Source organism: Sphaerisporangium sp. NPDC051017 (assembly GCF_040683095.1).
Classification (GTDB): Bacteria; Actinomycetota; Actinomycetes; order Streptosporangiales; family Streptosporangiaceae; genus Sphaerisporangium.
Genome location: NZ_JBFBCI010000011.1, coordinates 105534 through 120425 on the forward strand (window position 1 = coordinate 105534; position 14892 = coordinate 120425).

A 14892-nucleotide genomic window follows, 5' to 3' on the forward strand; every position below is an offset into this window, starting at 1 on the left:
TCGCGTCGCGAGGCCGGCAGTTCCCCCCGACGCGGAGAAGAGGTCCCGATGGCGGCGCACGAGGTGGAGTCCGGACGGCGGATCGACGACGCGCGAAGGCTCGCCGAGAGCGGCGAGCTGGAGGCCGCGGCCGAGATCTTCGCCGAGCTGGTGGCCGACGACGGAGAGGCCGACCGCGCCCAGGCGGCCGTCGGCCTCGCTCTGGTGCTGGAGCGGCGCGGCGACGTCGCGGGCGCCAGGGCGGCGGCCCGCGCGGCCCTGGCCACCGGGCACCCGGAGTTCGCCGCGCAGGCGGCCTGCCACCTGGCGCGCGGGTTCGAGCGCGAGGACCTGGGCGACCAGGCCCGGGCCGCCTGGCAGGCCGTGATCGGCATCGGCACGCCCGCCTACCTTCCCGCCGCGCACATGGCGCTGGCGCGCCTCGCCGCGCGGCGGGGGGACGACGCGGAGGCCGAGGCCGCGCTGCGGGCGGCGCTCGCCACCCGCGACCCCCTGGTGGGCTCCCGGGCGGCCCAGGCGCTCGCCGAGCGGCTCCTCGGCGACGGGGAGCCGGGGGAGGCCGCCGACGTGATCCTGGGGGCGCTGGAGGTGCCCGGGGCCGCCGACGCCGGGCGGCTGCGCGTCCTGCTCGGCATGGCCCACCTGGACATGGCCTGCGGCGAGTTCGCGGCCTCCGTTGAGGGCGCCGCCGAGGGCGGCGGGGACGCCGACGGCACGGCGCTGGCGATCGAGCTGCTGGCGCGCACGCTCCCGCTGCGCGGCCGGGACGAGGACGCCGACGCGGTGTGGGAGTACGGCCTCAGCCACCCCGACGAGGCCGTGGCCGCGCAGGTCCGCCTGCGGCTCGCCCGTGACGAGGGCCCCCACGCCGCCGTCCCGCGCGCGGGGGAGGGGCCGGGGGCCGGGGACGAGGGCTGACCGGCCTCAGCGGCGGCGCCGGCCGAGCGCGGCGGCGACGTTGACGATCACGATGCCCGCCCAGGCCAGGAACAGCCCGCCGGGCCCCCCCTGGTGGGCGGCGATCGCCGTGAGCGGCACGCCGATGCCGAGCGAGCCGAGCGCGATCGGGATCATCGCGTCGACCTGCTTGGGGCCCTTGCCCGGCGGGGGATAGGCGTCGCCGGGCGGCGGGGCGTACCCCTGGGGCCCGCGCTGGGCGGCGATCTCGGCGCGCACCCTGGTCTCGATCGTATGGTCGAGCTTCTCCAGGAACGACTCGATCAGGACGTTCTCGTACTCGGGCCCGAGGTCCCGCCGCGCCTCGACGGTGGCGCGCAGCTCGTCACGTGGATTATCCGGCACCGCCCTAATCTGTCACGGCGGCGCGGGCCATGGCATCCCCCGCGAGAAGTAGCGGGGTCCTTCCCAGGTACGGTGTGGGCCATGCGCATCGTGACGCCGAACGGGCCGGCGATCGTGGAGGTCGACAAGGCGCGCGACCCGCGGTTCCTGTTCGTGCTCACCCACGGCTCGTCCGGGGGAGTGGAGGCGCCGGACCTGCTGGCGGTGCGCGACGCGGCCGGCGAGATCGGCGGGACCGTCGCGCGGGTCCTCCAGCCGTTCCGCGTCGCGGGCGCCCGGGCCCCGGGCTCGGCGGTCAAGCAGGACGAGTCCTGGACCGCGCTGGTGGCCTCGCTGCGGCGCCGGTTCCCTGGCCTGGCCCTGGTGCAGGGCGGGCGGAGCAACGGCGCGCGGGTCGCCTGCCGTACCGCCCGTGCCGTCTCGGCCGACGCGGTGGTGGCGCTGGCCTTCCCGCTGCACCCGCCCGGCAGGCCGGAGCGCTCGCGGGCCGGTGAACTACGCGAAGCGGGCGTGGACGTGCTCGTGGTGAGCGGTGACCGCGACCCGTTCGGCGTGCCCGAGGAGGCGGACGCCGCCCGGCGGGTCGTGCTCGCCGGGGAAGGACATGAATTCAAGAAAAACCCCGCCCGGGTGGGCGAGGTGGTCGCGGAGTGGCTCGGCCCCCGGTTCGGGTGAACCGCGGGCCGGTCAGGCCGCGCTGATGGCGAGGTCGGTGGGGCGGTGCGGGGCGATGACCGCGCCGTCGGGCAGGAGCTCCCCGGTGTCCTCGAAAAGCACGATGCCGTTGCACAGCAGGCTCCACCCCTGCTCGGGGTGCGCCGCGATCGTGCGGGCGGCTTCGCGGTCCGGTGCGGTGGTGCTCGGACAGGACGGCTCATGCGGGCACATCGGCGTGCCTCCGGATTTCTCTCTCGGTCTGGTGTCCGGCCGGGATCCTCGGCGACGGCGCGTCTGCCCGCTCCGATTCCCCCGCCCCCGTCGGACGGGGCCGAACGCTGTGTGGTCGACGTGTGTGCTGACGCACACTTACAGAGTAAGTGTGCTGCGGGTCACACGCGGGCGACATAGCCCATTAGGACGGTTTAGATCCTTCGATTAGGGGGGTCCAGGGGGCCGCCGGGCCGGTCTCGTGCCGTGTGACCTGCGACACAAGCGTGCCCGACAGAAGATAACGGTCTCAATACGACTCGCCGCCGAACGGATAAACGTATGGTTACGCCTCGGCAAGCCCCCTGAGCAGGGCGTCCAGCCCCCGCTCGAAGGCCTCCACGGCCTCCTCCCCGGACTCGGGACGGGCCGCCGTCGCGCCGCCGAGTCTAGCGCCGCCGGGGCCGCCGCTCCCGCCGTTCGCGAACTCCGCGCCGTCCCCGTCGCCGTCGTCTCCCGCCGGCGCGGCCCAGCCGGACCGCTGGATCTCCACCGCGACGCTGCCCATCACGTACGCCCGCAGCGCGCGCACGGCCGCCGCGGCGTCCCCCAGCCCGGAGGCGGCCAACTGCTCGGCCTGCTCGCGGATCGCCATCAGCGCCGTGCCGCGCGGGGGTTTGGTCAGGGCCAGGGCCAGCACCCCGGGGTGCTCCAGCAGCGCGGCGCGGCTCGCCCGGGCCCACGCGCGGGCCACGTCCTGCCAGCCCGCCGCACCTGAGGGATCGACGGCGACGGTCGTGACGTGCTCGGCCAGCGCGTCCATCAGCGCCTCCTTGCCGCGGGGCAGGTGGTGGTAGATGGCCATCGCCTCCACCTGGAGCGCGTCGCCGAGCCTGCGCATGGTGAGCCGCCGCAGGCCCTGGCCGTCGGCGATGTGCAGCGCCGCCTCGATGATGCGCTCGCGGGACAGGGGGACGGGAGGTCGTTTCGCCGGCATACAGGTCATGATCCACACAGTGGCTTACTTTGTAAAGGGCGCCACGCCGTACCGGCGGCCCGGCCCCTCCGTAGGCGGCGTACGCTAGGGCGAGCGACGAACGCCGGATCACCGGCGAAGTGCCGAGAAAGGGCAGGCGATGGCGTTTTTCCGTCCGAGGGTGAGCCGGGAGGCGGAGGTCAGGCACCACGCCGACCAGGAGGTCGGGAAGGGCTTCGCCCAGGTGCTGGAGAAGGCGCGTGACGCCGAGCGCGCGCTGCGCCGGGCGCGGGCCGAGGAAGCGGGCGCGGCCGAGCTGTGCGCCGCGGGCCTGGCCTTCGACCGGGCGCTGACCGACGCGCTGCGCACCGCCGAGGCCGCCAAGCGGGCGACCCTGGGCGTGCGGGCGTACGACGACCGCATCCGGCGCCGCAAGGGGGTCGCCACCCCCGAGGGCGCCCGCTGGGTGGCCGAGGTCGACCGGCTGCGCACCCTGCGCGAAGAGAACCGGCTCACCGGCATCGTCCGCGTGCCGCGCCCGTTCGTCTCCACCCCCGCCGGCGGCGCCTCCGCGCACTAGCCGCGCGGGGCGCCCCGAGACGCGAACGGCCTCCATCCCGTGCGGGGCGGAGGCCGTGACCGCCGGCTCACCGGCCGGGCTGCGTCGTCAGCTCGCCCAGTCCAGCAGCGGCCGGGTGTTGCTCGGGTGGCGCAGCTTGCTGAGCGACTCCTTCTCGAGCTGGCGGATGCGCTCCCGGGTCAGCCCCAGGTGCTTGCCGATCTCGTCCAGCGTGTGCGGCTTGCCGTCGATCAGGCCGAACCGCAGCGCCATGATCTTGGCCTCGCGCGGCGTCAGGTTGTCCAGCACGCCGCGCAGCTCGGCGCCGAGGAGCTGCCGGTCGACGACCTCCGAGGCCTCGGGGGCGTCGACGTCCTCGATCAGGTCGCCGATGGTGGTCTCGCCGTCCTCGCCGATGGTCGCGTTGAGGCTGATCGGCTGGCGGCTGGTGCGCAGGAGCTCCTCGATCTGGTCGGGGGTCTTGTCCAGCTCGACCGCCAGCTCCTCGGGGGTCGGCTCGCGCCCCAGGCGCTGGTGCATGTCGCGCTCGACGCGCGACAGCTTGGACAGCAGCTCCAGGACGTGGACGGGCAGGCGGATCGTCCGGGCGGAGTCGGCGAAGCCGCGCTGGATCGCCTGGCGGATCCACCACATCGCGTACGTCGAGAACTTGTACCCCTTGGAGTAGTCGAACTTCTCGACCGCGCGGATCAGGCCGAGGTTGCCCTCCTGGACGACGTCCAGCAGCGCCATGCCCCGGTCGGTGTACTTCTTGGCCACCGAGACGACCAGGCGCAGGTTGGCCTCGAGCATGTGGTCCTTGGCGCGCCTGCCGTCCTCGACGACCCACTCCAGCTCCGTGCGCTCGTCCTCGCCCGGCGACCCGGTCTCCAGCTTGTGCTCGGCGTACAGGCCGGCCTCGATGCGCTTGGCCAGCTCGACCTCCTCGGCCGCGGTCAGCAGCGTGCGGCGGCCGATGGACTTGAGGTAGGTGTGCACAGAGTCGCCCATGACCGAGGACTGGTCGTCCAGGTCGAGCGTCTCGTTCTGGAGCTCGTGCTCGTCGGGCTCCTCCCAGTTGTCCTGGGGGCCGGGTCCGTCGTCGGGGGCGACCGGCGCGGTGGCGGGTGCGGGCGCGGCCGTCTTGCGCGCGGATCGCCGGGGGCGCGGCTCGGCGGTGGTCTCGGAGGCGCCGGAGCCGCCGGCGGGCGTGATGGTGGTGCTGGTCATTGCGCTCTTCGCGGTAGTCTTCACAGTGGTGCTCTTACGAGTATCGCTCGCCGGGTCGCCGGCCTTGGGGGCGGGCTCGTCCTCCGCGGCGAGGTTCACGCCCGCCTCGGTGAGCTCGCGCAGGATCGAACGGCCCTTGGCCGGGCTGATCCGCGCCGACGAGAACGCCTCGCGCAGCTCCGCGAGGGAAAGGTGCCCCTGAGCTCGGCCTCTGTCGAGAACGCGGTCGAGGGTCGTCGAGGGCGCCTCGCGCTCGGTCGAGGCCGCCGCGGCAGTTCGGGGCATGAGCACACCTCCTCCGTCACGGAGTCGCCTGATTCATTCGATGGGATGGCGCGGCGTTCGCGTTCGGCGCACCAGTATCAATAACGCCCGACGCCGTCTTTTGTTCCCGCGACCCGCCACACCGTGACCGGGCGACTCCTGATCTCCCGGCTCGTCTTGCCTGGTCGCGGTGCCCTCTGCCCTCGATCGGGTGTCCGGCACCGCCCTGCCCGGGGGCGTCCCGGCCCCCGGCATGAAAGGAGGCGGGCCCCCTCGAGGTGGCCCGCCTCCCCGGCGTGATCGCGCGGCGTCAGCTGCCGGGCGTCTTCGTGGGGGTCTTCTCGGGCGTCAGCACGGGCATCGGCATCGGCTCGGCGCTCTCCAGCCGCTTCTCGGTCCAGTACTCCGCCACCTTGCCCGGGTCCGAGTTGAGATCGGGGTCGGTGACGACGAACTTCTCCGGCGAGCGGGTCGGCTCGGCGTTCTGGGGCACCTCGGGGCCGGGGATCTGGCCCGGAGCCTCACCCGGGCCCGGGGTCGCCTGCGACGGCTCCTGGCCGGTCTTCTCGGACCTGTCCACCCGTCCGGACGCCGCGGCGGCCGCGACGGAGATGCCCCCGGCGAGGACCACACCGGCCACTCCGGCCGAGATCCACATCTTGCGGGTTGGGTTCATCGAGGCGTCCTTCCTGATCCAGCCTGTCCGTATGACGCGCTGGACATCACTTCCGGTTCCCTTGACGGGACATTGTGGTCAAGAAGGATCGCTTATGCCAACAAACCCGGAAATCTGCGTACGTATGGCGACGAGATCGTGTTTGCCGTTCGGGAGCAGCGGCAGCCGGTCCACCACCGCCAGCGCCCGCGGCGCCGCGTACCCCGGCAGGCGCGTCTTCACCAGCGACCGGAGCTCGGCGAGGGCCGGGGGAGCGGCGGGGTCGGCCGCGACCACCACCGCGACGACCTCCTGACCCCACTCCGGGTGAGGACGGCCCACCACGACGGCCTCCCGGACCGCCGGATGCCCGGCCAGGAGCCCGGCGACCGCCCCGGCCACGACCTTCCGGCCCCCGGTGGTGATCACGTCGTCCACCCGGCCCAGCACCCGCAGCCGCCCGTCCTGGAACGCCCCGAGATCGGAGGTGAGATACCAGCCGCCGTCCAGCGCCGCCGCCGTCAGGTCGGGGCGCAGCCGATACCCCGAGAACAGCACCGGCCCGGCCAGCCGGATCCGCCCGTCCGGCCCCACATCGGCCCGTACGCCCTCCAGCGGGACGCCGTCGTACACGCACCCCCCGCACGTCTCGCTCATGCCGTACGTGCCGACCACGCGCGCGCCGGACTCGCGGGCGGCCTCCACCAGCCCGGGAGGGGCCGCGGCGCCGCCGAGCAGGATCGTGCGGAACCCCGACACGTCCGCCCCCGCCTCCAGCAGGCGCCGGAGCTGGGTGGGCACCAGCGACACGTGGTCGGCGCCGCTCGCCGCCACCGCCTCGGGGACGAACCGCTCGTGGACCAGCGGCTCGGAGCCGCCGAGCAGCGCCCGGACCAGCACCTGCAGACCCGAGACATGGGAGGGGGGAAGGCAGCACAGCCAGCGCCCGCCGGGCCGGGCGCCGAGCCGCGCCAGCGAGGCCGACGCCGAGGCCGTCAGCGCCGAGGCCGTCAGCTCCACCCCCTTGGGCGCCCCGGTGGACCCGCTGGTCGCGATGACCACCGCGACCCCGTCCGCCGCGGGGACCCCGCCCGGAAGGGGCCGGACCTCGCCGGGGGTCACCAGATGGGTCGGGCGCAGCGCCTCCAGCGCGGCCCGCAGCGCCGGGGCGGGCAGGGACGGATCCAGCGGCAGCACGGCCGGGCCGCCGCCGAGCAGCGCCTCGCGGACCTTCCGCACCACCAGCGGGCCGGGGCCGGAAACCACCGCGTGCACCGGTCGCTCACTCACGGTCGTAAGGTTAGTCCCGATGAGAGGCCTCCCCGCGCGCTGCGCCGGCGCCGGGCGCAGTGAGGAGCGAGACTGATCGTGGGCGTTGTCGACCGCAACCGCGCCGTCCCCGCCGCTCGATGACGGCCCCGCGCGTCCCCGCCGCGGCGAACCCTCCGGTCCGGCCGAGCGCGCCAGAGGAGGGCCGGTGAACCCGGCGACGGCGCTCAGCGACGTCCTGGTCGACGAGCTGGTGCGCTGCGGGCTGACCGACATCGTGCTCGCCCCCGGCTCGCGCTCCGCGCCGCTGGCCATCGCGGCGCACGCCGACTCCCGCGTCCGGCTGCACGTCCGCATCGACGAACGGTCGGCCTCCTTCCTCGCCCTCGGCCTGGCCCGCAGGTCCGAGCGGCCCGTGGCGCTGGTCTGCACCTCCGGCAGCGCCGCCGCCAACTTCCACCCGGCGGTCATCGAGGCGAGCGAGTCGGGGGTGCCGCTGCTGCTGCTGACCGCCGATCGGCCGCCCGAACTGCGTGGCACCGGCGCCAGCCAGACCATCGACCAGCTCAAGCTGTACGGGGCGTCGGTGCGCTGGTTCGCCGAGGTCGGCGTCCCCGAGGAGCGCCCCGGGCAGGTCGCCTACTGGCGCTCGCTGGCCTGCCGCGCCTACCAGCGCGCCCTCGGCCCGGGCGACCCCGGCCCCGTCCACCTCAACCTCGCCTACCGCGAGCCGCTGATCCCCGACGGCGACACCTCCTGGTGCGAGCCGCTGGACGGCGACGCGGGCGGGCCCTGGGTGCGGGCCCGGGTGGCGCCGCCCTCGGCCGGGCTGCACGTCACCCCCACCCGGCGGGGCGTGCTGGTCGTCGGGGACGGCGCGGTGAACGTGCGGCGGTACGTCGCCGCCGCGGGCATGGCGGGCTGGCCGGTGCTGTCGGAGCCCAGCGGCGGCGCCCGCTACGGCGACAACGCCATCTCGGCCTACCACTTCCTGCTCGGCGTCCCGGAGTTCGCCGATGCCCACATCCCCGACGTCGTGATGACGCTCGGGCGGCCGAGCCTGTCGCGCCCGCTGCTGTCCTGGCTCAAGCGGGCGCCCGAGCACGTCGTGGTCGCCCGCGACATGTCGCGCTGGCCCGACCCGACCCGCTCGGCCACCCAGGTCGCCGAGGCCGTCGAGATCGCCGCGGCCGCCGGCGACGACGGCTGGCTGCAGTCCTGGCGCGCCGCCGACGCGGCCGCGCGGCGCGCGGTGGACGGAGTGCTGGACGACACCGGCATCAGCGAGCCCCGCCTGGCCCGGGACCTCGTCGAGCTGCTGCCCAACAACTCCCTGCTGTTCTGCGGCTCCTCCATGCCGATCCGCGACCTGGACCAGGCCATGCGGCCCCGGCGCGGCCTGCGCCTGCTCGCCAACCGCGGCGCCTCCGGCATCGACGGGCTGGTGTCCACCGCGGTCGGCGCGGCGCTCGCCCACAACGGCCCGTCCTACGCCCTGCTGGGCGACCTGACGCTGCTGCACGACCAGAACGGCCTCATCCTCGGCCCCCGCGAGCCCCGCCCCGACCTGTGCCTGGTCGTCGTCAACAACGACGGCGGCGGCATCTTCTCCCTGCTGCCCCAGGCCGGCCTGCCGGAGTCCTTCGAACGCGTCTTCGGCACCCCCCACGGCGTCGACCTGGCCTACGTCGCCGCCGCCACGGGTACGCCGCACACCCTGGTGTCCTCGATCGGCGACCTGCCCAAGGCGATCCGGGGCGAGGGCCTGCGCCTGGTGGAGGCCCGCACCGACCGCGAGGAGAACGCCCGGATCCACGCGCTGCTGCGCGACGCCGCCCACGAGGCCGTCCGCGCCGGGGGCTAGAGCGGGCGCCCGGGCGGTGGGTCACGGGGCCCGGCGGGCGGAGAAGTAGGCGACCGCGCCGTCGCGGTCGACCTCGACGCGGTCGAAGCCCGCCGCCTCCAGCCAGCGGGGCAGGTCCCGGGCCGTGCCCACGGCGGCGAAGGTCCCGATCCGCTGGAAAAGCCGGATCAGCGCGTCCTGCCGCGGCCCGCCCCCGCGCACGACGGCCGTCCCGCGCAACCGGCCCCCCGGGCGCAGGACGCGGGCCATCTCGGCGAGGGCCGCCGCCGGGTCGGGGAAGCAGTGCAGGCCGAAATAGCTCAGGCACCGGTCGAACTCGCCGTCGCGCAACGGCAGGCCGGCCACGTCGCCCTGGAGGAACCGGATGCCGTGCAGGCCGCCACGGCGTGCCCGGTCGCGGGCCCGGCGCAGCATGAGCGGCGACAGGTCCAGGGCCACGTACCCGCTCACCCCGGGTTCGAGCTTCCTGAAGGCGGTGCCCCCGCCGCACGGGACGTCCAGCACGCGGTCCCCGTCCGCCGGTTTGCGGGGGCGGTCCAGGTCACGGTAGAAACGCCGCATGTCCGCGCCCCACAGCAGCCTGCCGCCGAGCCTGCCGAGCCGTTCGTGCGCGATGCCGAAGTCGTAGATCACCGCGGTGAGCCGGGCCCGACGCCAGCCGTCCATGAGCAACCTCCACGCCACGCCCTGCCTATGCCCCGGAGACCGGCGATTCTTACGTCACGCGTAGGTCAGATCTCCTTGAGTATGTAAAACCCGTTTCATCCCACGACATAGGGTGTGAGTCATGCATGTCGAGGAGTGGCTCCAGGCGATCCCCGCGATCTGGGTCTACGTGATCGTAGGCGGCGTCATCGGCCTGGAGAGCCTGGGCATCCCGCTGCCCGGGGAGGTCGTCCTGGTCAGCGCCGCCCTGATGGCAGCCCACCACGCCGTCAGCCCGGTGTGGGTGGCGGTGTGCGCGAGCGCGGGCGCGATCATCGGCGACTCCATCGGCTACGCCATCGGCCGCAAGGGCGGGCAGCCGCTGTTCGACCGCCTGTCCCGGCGCTTCCCCAAGCACTTCGGCCCCGCCCACGTCGCCAAGGCCCGGCAGGCGTTCGACCGGTGGGGCATGTGGGCCGTCTTCATCGGCCGCTTCATCGCCCTGCTGCGCATCCTGGCCGGTCCGCTGGCGGGCGCGCTGCACATGCCGTACTGGCGCTTCCTGGTCGCCAACGTGCTGGGCGGCATCACCTGGGCCGCCGGCACGACGGGCGTCATCTACTACCTCGGCATGGCGGCCGACCGCTGGCTGAAGGGCTTCTCCTGGGTGGCGCTCGTCGTCGCCCTCCTGTTCGGCATCGGCACCACGCTGTTCCTCAGGCGCCGCGCGGCCCGGCTGGCGGAACCCGCGGCGGGGGACGCCGATCAGCGCTCGATGAGCGTGACCTCCAGCGAGTAGTGCGAGGCCCGGTAGACGTGCGAGCCGTGCTCCACGGCCCTGCCCTGGTCGTCGTAGGTCGTGCGCACCATCGTGAGCAGTGGCGCGCCCCGGCGCTCGTCCAGCAGCCGGGCCTCGGCCGGGGTGGCGGCCCGCGCGCCGATGCGCTGGTTGGCCACCCGCATCCGCACCCCCGCCGCCCGCAGCAGCTCGTACAGCCCCCGCTCGGCCAGGGCCTCGGACGTCAGGCCCGCCACGGCCGGCAGCCAGTTGTGCAGCAGGGCCAGGGGCTCGCCGGCCGCGTAGCGCACCCGCTCCAGGCGCAGCACCTCGGTGCCCGCCGGGACGCCGAGGACGCCCGCGATCTCCTCGTCCGCGCCCACCGGCCGCAGCGACAGCACGCGGGTGGTCGGCTCCTGGCCGGCGCGGCGCAGGTCGTCGTACAGGCTGGTGAGCTCGACCGAGCGCTTGACCTGGCCGTGCACCACCTGGGTGCCGACGCCGCGCTTGCGGACGAGCAGCCCCTTGTCCACCAGGTACTGGATCGCCTGGCGGATCGTCGGACGCGAGAGCCCGAGCCGGTCGGCCAGCAGGATCTCGTTGTCGAGCCGGGCGCCGGGCGCGAGGTCGCCGCGCCGGATCGCCTCGGCGATCTGCTCGGCCACCTGGAAGTACAGCGGAACGGGACTTGAGCGATCGAGATCGATGTCGAGTCGAGTGCCCATGCCTTCTCCCGGCTCCGTTCCAGATCGCTGAGGGACCAGGGTAGCGGACATCAAGATGTCCGGACAAAAACGCCGCCGTGCGGGCGGACCGACCGTGATGCCGGCGAGTCATGCCACACCCCGCACAGTGAGATGTTTTCACGTACAGTCGCCAATCGCGTGCGCTCCGTCACGTGGTGGCGCTAGTCTTCGGGTGTGGAGGGAATGAAGATGTCATCGACTGAGCTTGAACTGCGCATTGCCGAGGTCGACGTCCATGCTCGGCTCCGTGCGTGATCAGGCCGTGGCCGCGTCCTACGTGGCCGGTCAGGCGTCGGGCAGGGCCGAGGCCGCGAGCGGCCTCTACATGGCCGTGGTCGACGATCTGAAGGGAATCCGTGTGCAGCAGAACCTGCACACGGTGACCCTCGCCCAGCACTCGAAGATCCTGGACGGCCTCGCCACGACCGTCCACGAGCACACGAGAACTCTGGAGGAGCACACGAAGAAGCTGGACGGGCTCACGACCAGGGTGGACGGGCTTACGGCAACGGTGGGCGGGCTCACGACCACGGTAGACGGGCTCGCGACCACCGTGGGCGGGCACACGAAGAAACTGGATGAGCAGGGCACGAAGCTCGACGAGATCCTCGACATCGTGCGCACGTTGAAGTAGACCCGGCAATGCTCCCGGCCCGGCGAGATGGTTCGCCGGGCTTTCTTCGTGCCCGGGGTGGTCCGCCGGGGTACCGGGGGATCGATTTGTCAGTATGTCCTGACAAATCTTAAGGCGGCATACCCAATACATCCGAATGTCACGACAAATAATTGACAGCGAGGTTACACGAGGTTACAAACGCTGACATGCGGCCGATCACCGTCCCCCCAGGACGGAGCGGGAGGTAACCAATGACGCGTGTCACACGACTGATCACGGCGGCGGTGCTGGGAGCGCTGGTGCTGGGCGGATGCTCCGGCGAGAACGGCGGCGGGCAGGCGAGCGCCTCCGCGTCGTCCACCGGCGGGCAGGCGGGGACGGGCGGCGGAACTTACGCCGTCATCACGCACGGCGCGCCCGGCGACCCCTTCTGGGACGTCGTCAAGAACGGCGCCGAGGCGGCGGGCAAGCGGTACGGCGCCGCGGTCACCTACCAGGGCGACGGCGACCCCGCCAAGCAGGCCCAGCTCATCGACCAGGCGGTCAGCCAGAAGGCCGACGGCCTGGTCGTCTCGATGGCCAACCCCGACGCGCTGCGCGAGTCCGTCACCAAGGCCGTCGCCGCCAAGATCCCCGTCATCACCATCAACTCCGGCGGCGACAGCTCCAAGGAGTTCGGCGCGATCACCCACGTCGGCCAGTCCGAGGAGGTCGCGGGGCGCGGCGCGGGCGAGAAGCTCAAGGCCGAGGGCGTGACCAAGCTGCTGTGCGTCATCCACGAGGCCGGCAACGTCGGCCTTGACCAGCGGTGCAACGGCGCCACGGCCACGCTGGGCGGCACCGTCGAGCGCCTGCAGGTGGACGTGAGCAACCTCGCCGACGCCACCTCCAAGATCAAGGCCAGGTTGCAGGCCGACACCTCCGTCAACGGCGTGCTGACGCTGAACCCCGCGATCGCCGTCGCCGCCCGCGAGGCCATCGCCGACGGCAGGTCGAAAGCGAAGCTCGCCACCTTCGACCTGTCGGCGGATGTCGTCGACTCCATCCAGACCGGGCAGATCCTCTTCGCGGTCGACCAGCAGCAGTACCTGCAGGGCTGGCTGCCGATCACCTTCCTCTACCTGTACAAGAACAACCTCAACACCGTCGGCGGCGGCCTGCCGGTGAACACCGGGCCGGGCTTCGTCACCAAGGACAACGCCGCCCAGGTCGCCGAGCTGGCCCTGGAGGGCACCCGGTGACCAGCGTCCCCGCCGACGAGCGGCTCGCGGGCGCCGGCGTGCTCCGGCGCCTGCTGGTCCGCCCCGAGCTCGGCTCGGTGGTCGGGGCCCTGGCCGTGTTCGCGTTCTTCTCCTCCCGGTCGGCGGTCTTCCGTTCGGCCGACGGCGTCGCCAACTGGCTCGACCCGGCCTCCACCCTCGGCATCATGGCGGTCGCCATCGCCCTGCTGATGATCGGCGGCGAGTTCGACCTGTCGGCGGGCGTGCTGACCGGCACGACCGGACTGGTCATGGTGACGCTGGCCACCCGGTTCGGCTGGAACGTGTGGCTCGCCATGCTCGCCGGCCTGGTCCCGGCGCTGGCGATCGGCTTTCTCAACGGGCTGCTGGTCGTGCGCACCAGGCTGCCGAGCTTCATCGTCACGCTCGGCACGTTCCTGATGCTGCAAGGGCTCAACCTCGGCCTCACCAAGGCGATCACCGGCACCGTGCAGGTGAGCGGGCTGCGCCGGGCCGAGGGGTACGAGGGGGCCCGCGCGGTGCTGGCCGGGTCGGTCACGGCCGGTGGGGTCGACTTCCGCGTCGCGATCTTCTGGTGGCTGGCGGTCACGGCCCTGGCCACCTGGGTGCTGATGCGCACCAGGGCCGGGAACTGGATCTTCGCGATCGGCGGCGACGAGCGGGCGGCGCGGGCCGTCGGCGTCCCGGCCGCCCGCGTGAAGATCGGCCTGTTCATGACCACGGCCACCGCCGCCTGGCTGGTCGGCTCGATCACGGCCCTGCGCTTCGGCTCGGTGCAGGCCGGCACGGGCATCGGCCAGGAGTTCATCTACATCATCGCCGCGGTGATCGGCGGATGCCTGCTGACCGGCGGGTACGGCTCGGCGGTCGGCGCATCGATCGGCGCGCTGATCTTCGGGATGGCCGACAAGGGCATCGTGTTCGCCGGTTGGGACGCCGACTGGTTCAAGTTCTTCCTGGGCGCCATGCTCCTGCTGGCCACGCTCGCCAACAGCCTGGTGCGCCGCTACGCCGAGGAGGCGCGACGATGACCGTTCCCTCCCCGGCGCCCCCCGCCCCGCCCCTGCTGGAGGCGCGCGAGGTCGGCAAGGTGTTCGGCAACGTGATCGCCCTGCGCGGCGTGTCGATGGTGCTGCGCGCGGGCGAGGTGACCTGCGTGCTCGGCGACAACGGCGCCGGCAAGTCGACCCTCATCAAGATCCTCGCCGGGGTGCACGCCCACGACAGCGGGGAGTACCTGGTGGACGGCTCGCCGGTGCGCCTGGGCGGGCCGCGCGAGGCGCTGGACCGCGGCATCGCCACCGTGTATCAGGACCTGGCGATGATCCCGCTGATGTCGGTGTGGCGGAACTTCTTCCTCGGTTCGGAGCCGGTCACCGGCCCGCTGCGCCGCTTCGACGTGGCGCGGGCCAAGCGGGTCGCCCGCGAGGAACTGCGCGGCATGGGCATCGACATCCGCGACGTGGACCAGCCGGTGGGCACGCTGTCCGGCGGCGAGCGCCAGTCGGTCGCCATCGCCCGGGCGGTCCATTTCGGGGCGAGGGCGCTGATCCTGGACGAGCCGACCTCGGCGCTCGGCGTCAAGCAGGCCGGCGTGGTGCTGCGCCACATCGCCCGCGCGCGGGACCGCGGCCTCGGCGTGGTGTTCATCACCCACAACCCCCACCACGCCTACCCCGTCGGTGACCGCTTCCTGGTCCTCAACCGCGGGACGAGCCTCGGCCGGTTCGCCAAGGCGGACATCACCAGAGAGGAGCTGACGTCCCTGATGGCCGGCGGCGCCGAACTCGACCACCTCACCCACGAACTCGCCCACGAACCAGGCCGCGACGGCCCGGCGACGGCCCCCGCCCCCGGGACGTCCTGACACCTCGGCCGGC

The 14892-nt window shown here is 73.4% G+C and carries 17 protein-coding genes; 9 read left to right on the top strand and 8 right to left on the bottom strand.

Annotated elements, in window-relative coordinates; all coding sequences use genetic code 11:
* Positions 1–48 precede the first annotated feature (48 nt).
* A complete protein-coding gene (locus AB0M95_RS12690) occupies positions 49–918 on the top strand; it encodes a hypothetical protein (RefSeq protein ID WP_363762803.1) in 870 nt (289 codons plus the stop codon).
* 6 nt (positions 919–924) lie between these two features.
* On the opposite strand, the gene AB0M95_RS12695 is transcribed toward AB0M95_RS12690, so the two are convergent.
* Entirely contained in the window at positions 925–1302 is a 378-nt protein-coding gene (locus tag AB0M95_RS12695; RefSeq protein ID WP_363762806.1) for a hypothetical protein, read from the bottom strand.
* An 81-nt stretch (positions 1303–1383) separates the two neighbouring features.
* Between AB0M95_RS12695 and AB0M95_RS12700 the strand changes: the two genes are divergently transcribed.
* The gene (locus AB0M95_RS12700; protein WP_363762809.1) at positions 1384–1977 is read left to right on the top strand and encodes an alpha/beta family hydrolase; all 594 of its coding nucleotides are present in this window, start codon (positions 1384–1386) and stop codon (positions 1975–1977) included.
* Positions 1978–1989: 12 nt separating this feature from the next.
* Here the strand turns inward: AB0M95_RS12700 and AB0M95_RS12705 are convergent, their stop codons facing one another.
* Both AB0M95_RS12705 and AB0M95_RS12710 read right to left on the bottom strand, forming a co-directional pair.
* Positions 1990–2190, bottom strand: coding sequence for a DUF5999 family protein (locus AB0M95_RS12705; protein WP_358523442.1), 201 nt, complete (start codon positions 2188–2190; stop codon positions 1990–1992).
* Positions 2191–2515: 325 nt separating this feature from the next.
* Positions 2516–3166: a TetR/AcrR family transcriptional regulator C-terminal domain-containing protein gene (locus tag AB0M95_RS12710; protein WP_358523440.1), complete on the bottom strand. Its 651-nt coding sequence runs from the start codon at positions 3164–3166 to the stop codon at positions 2516–2518.
* A gap of 160 nt (positions 3167–3326) precedes the next feature.
* Here AB0M95_RS12710 and AB0M95_RS12715 point away from each other — a divergent pair, with 160 nt between their 5' ends.
* Positions 3327–3725, top strand: a complete 399-nt coding sequence (locus AB0M95_RS12715; RefSeq protein ID WP_363762813.1) for a hypothetical protein — start codon at positions 3327–3329, stop codon at positions 3723–3725.
* A gap of 87 nt (positions 3726–3812) precedes the next feature.
* Here AB0M95_RS12715 and AB0M95_RS12720 read toward each other — a convergent pair whose 3' ends face one another.
* From AB0M95_RS12720 to AB0M95_RS12730, 3 genes are all read right to left on the bottom strand, one after another.
* Positions 3813–5219, bottom strand: a complete 1407-nt coding sequence (locus tag AB0M95_RS12720; RefSeq protein WP_363762816.1) for an RNA polymerase sigma factor — start codon at positions 5217–5219, stop codon at positions 3813–3815.
* Positions 5220–5508: 289 nt separating this feature from the next.
* A complete protein-coding gene (locus AB0M95_RS12725) occupies positions 5509–5874 on the bottom strand; it encodes a hypothetical protein (protein ID WP_363762819.1) in 366 nt (121 codons plus the stop codon).
* A gap of 78 nt (positions 5875–5952) precedes the next feature.
* Entirely contained in the window at positions 5953–7143 is a 1191-nt protein-coding gene (locus AB0M95_RS12730; protein WP_363762822.1) for an AMP-binding protein, read from the bottom strand.
* A gap of 187 nt (positions 7144–7330) precedes the next feature.
* On the opposite strand from AB0M95_RS12730, the gene menD reads away from it, so the two are divergent.
* Positions 7331–8986, top strand: a complete 1656-nt coding sequence (gene menD, locus AB0M95_RS12735) for a 2-succinyl-5-enolpyruvyl-6-hydroxy-3-cyclohexene-1-carboxylic-acid synthase (protein WP_363762825.1) — start codon at positions 7331–7333, stop codon at positions 8984–8986.
* A 21-nt stretch (positions 8987–9007) separates the two neighbouring features.
* On the opposite strand, the gene AB0M95_RS12740 is transcribed toward menD, so the two are convergent.
* Positions 9008–9652: a class I SAM-dependent methyltransferase gene (locus AB0M95_RS12740; protein WP_363762828.1), complete on the bottom strand. Its 645-nt coding sequence runs from the start codon at positions 9650–9652 to the stop codon at positions 9008–9010.
* 121 nt (positions 9653–9773) lie between these two features.
* Between AB0M95_RS12740 and AB0M95_RS12745 the strand changes: the two genes are divergently transcribed.
* Positions 9774–10430, top strand: coding sequence for a DedA family protein (locus AB0M95_RS12745; protein ID WP_363762830.1), 657 nt, complete (start codon positions 9774–9776; stop codon positions 10428–10430).
* On the opposite strand, the gene AB0M95_RS12750 is transcribed toward AB0M95_RS12745, so the two are convergent.
* Positions 10397–11134: a GntR family transcriptional regulator gene (locus AB0M95_RS12750; RefSeq protein ID WP_363762833.1), complete on the bottom strand. Its 738-nt coding sequence runs from the start codon at positions 11132–11134 to the stop codon at positions 10397–10399. The genes AB0M95_RS12745 and AB0M95_RS12750 overlap by 34 nt on opposite strands.
* A gap of 268 nt (positions 11135–11402) precedes the next feature.
* Between AB0M95_RS12750 and AB0M95_RS12755 the strand changes: the two genes are divergently transcribed.
* The 4 genes from AB0M95_RS12755 to AB0M95_RS12770 all read left to right on the top strand — a co-directional run bounded on the left by AB0M95_RS12755 (position 11403) and on the right by AB0M95_RS12770 (position 14879).
* On the top strand, positions 11403–11789 hold the full coding sequence (locus tag AB0M95_RS12755) for a hypothetical protein (RefSeq protein ID WP_363762836.1): 387 nt from the start codon (positions 11403–11405) through the stop codon (positions 11787–11789).
* A gap of 233 nt (positions 11790–12022) precedes the next feature.
* Positions 12023–13012 carry a sugar ABC transporter substrate-binding protein gene (locus AB0M95_RS12760; protein WP_363762839.1) on the top strand — a complete coding sequence of 330 codons (990 nt, stop codon included), beginning with the start codon at positions 12023–12025 and terminating at the stop codon, positions 13010–13012.
* Positions 13009–14043 carry an ABC transporter permease gene (locus AB0M95_RS12765; RefSeq protein WP_363762842.1) on the top strand — a complete coding sequence of 345 codons (1035 nt, stop codon included), beginning with the start codon at positions 13009–13011 and terminating at the stop codon, positions 14041–14043. Before AB0M95_RS12760 ends, AB0M95_RS12765 begins: the two co-directional genes overlap by 4 nt.
* Positions 14040–14879: an ATP-binding cassette domain-containing protein gene (locus AB0M95_RS12770; protein ID WP_363762845.1), complete on the top strand. Its 840-nt coding sequence runs from the start codon at positions 14040–14042 to the stop codon at positions 14877–14879. Before AB0M95_RS12765 ends, AB0M95_RS12770 begins: the two co-directional genes overlap by 4 nt.
* Positions 14880–14892 lie beyond the last annotated feature (13 nt).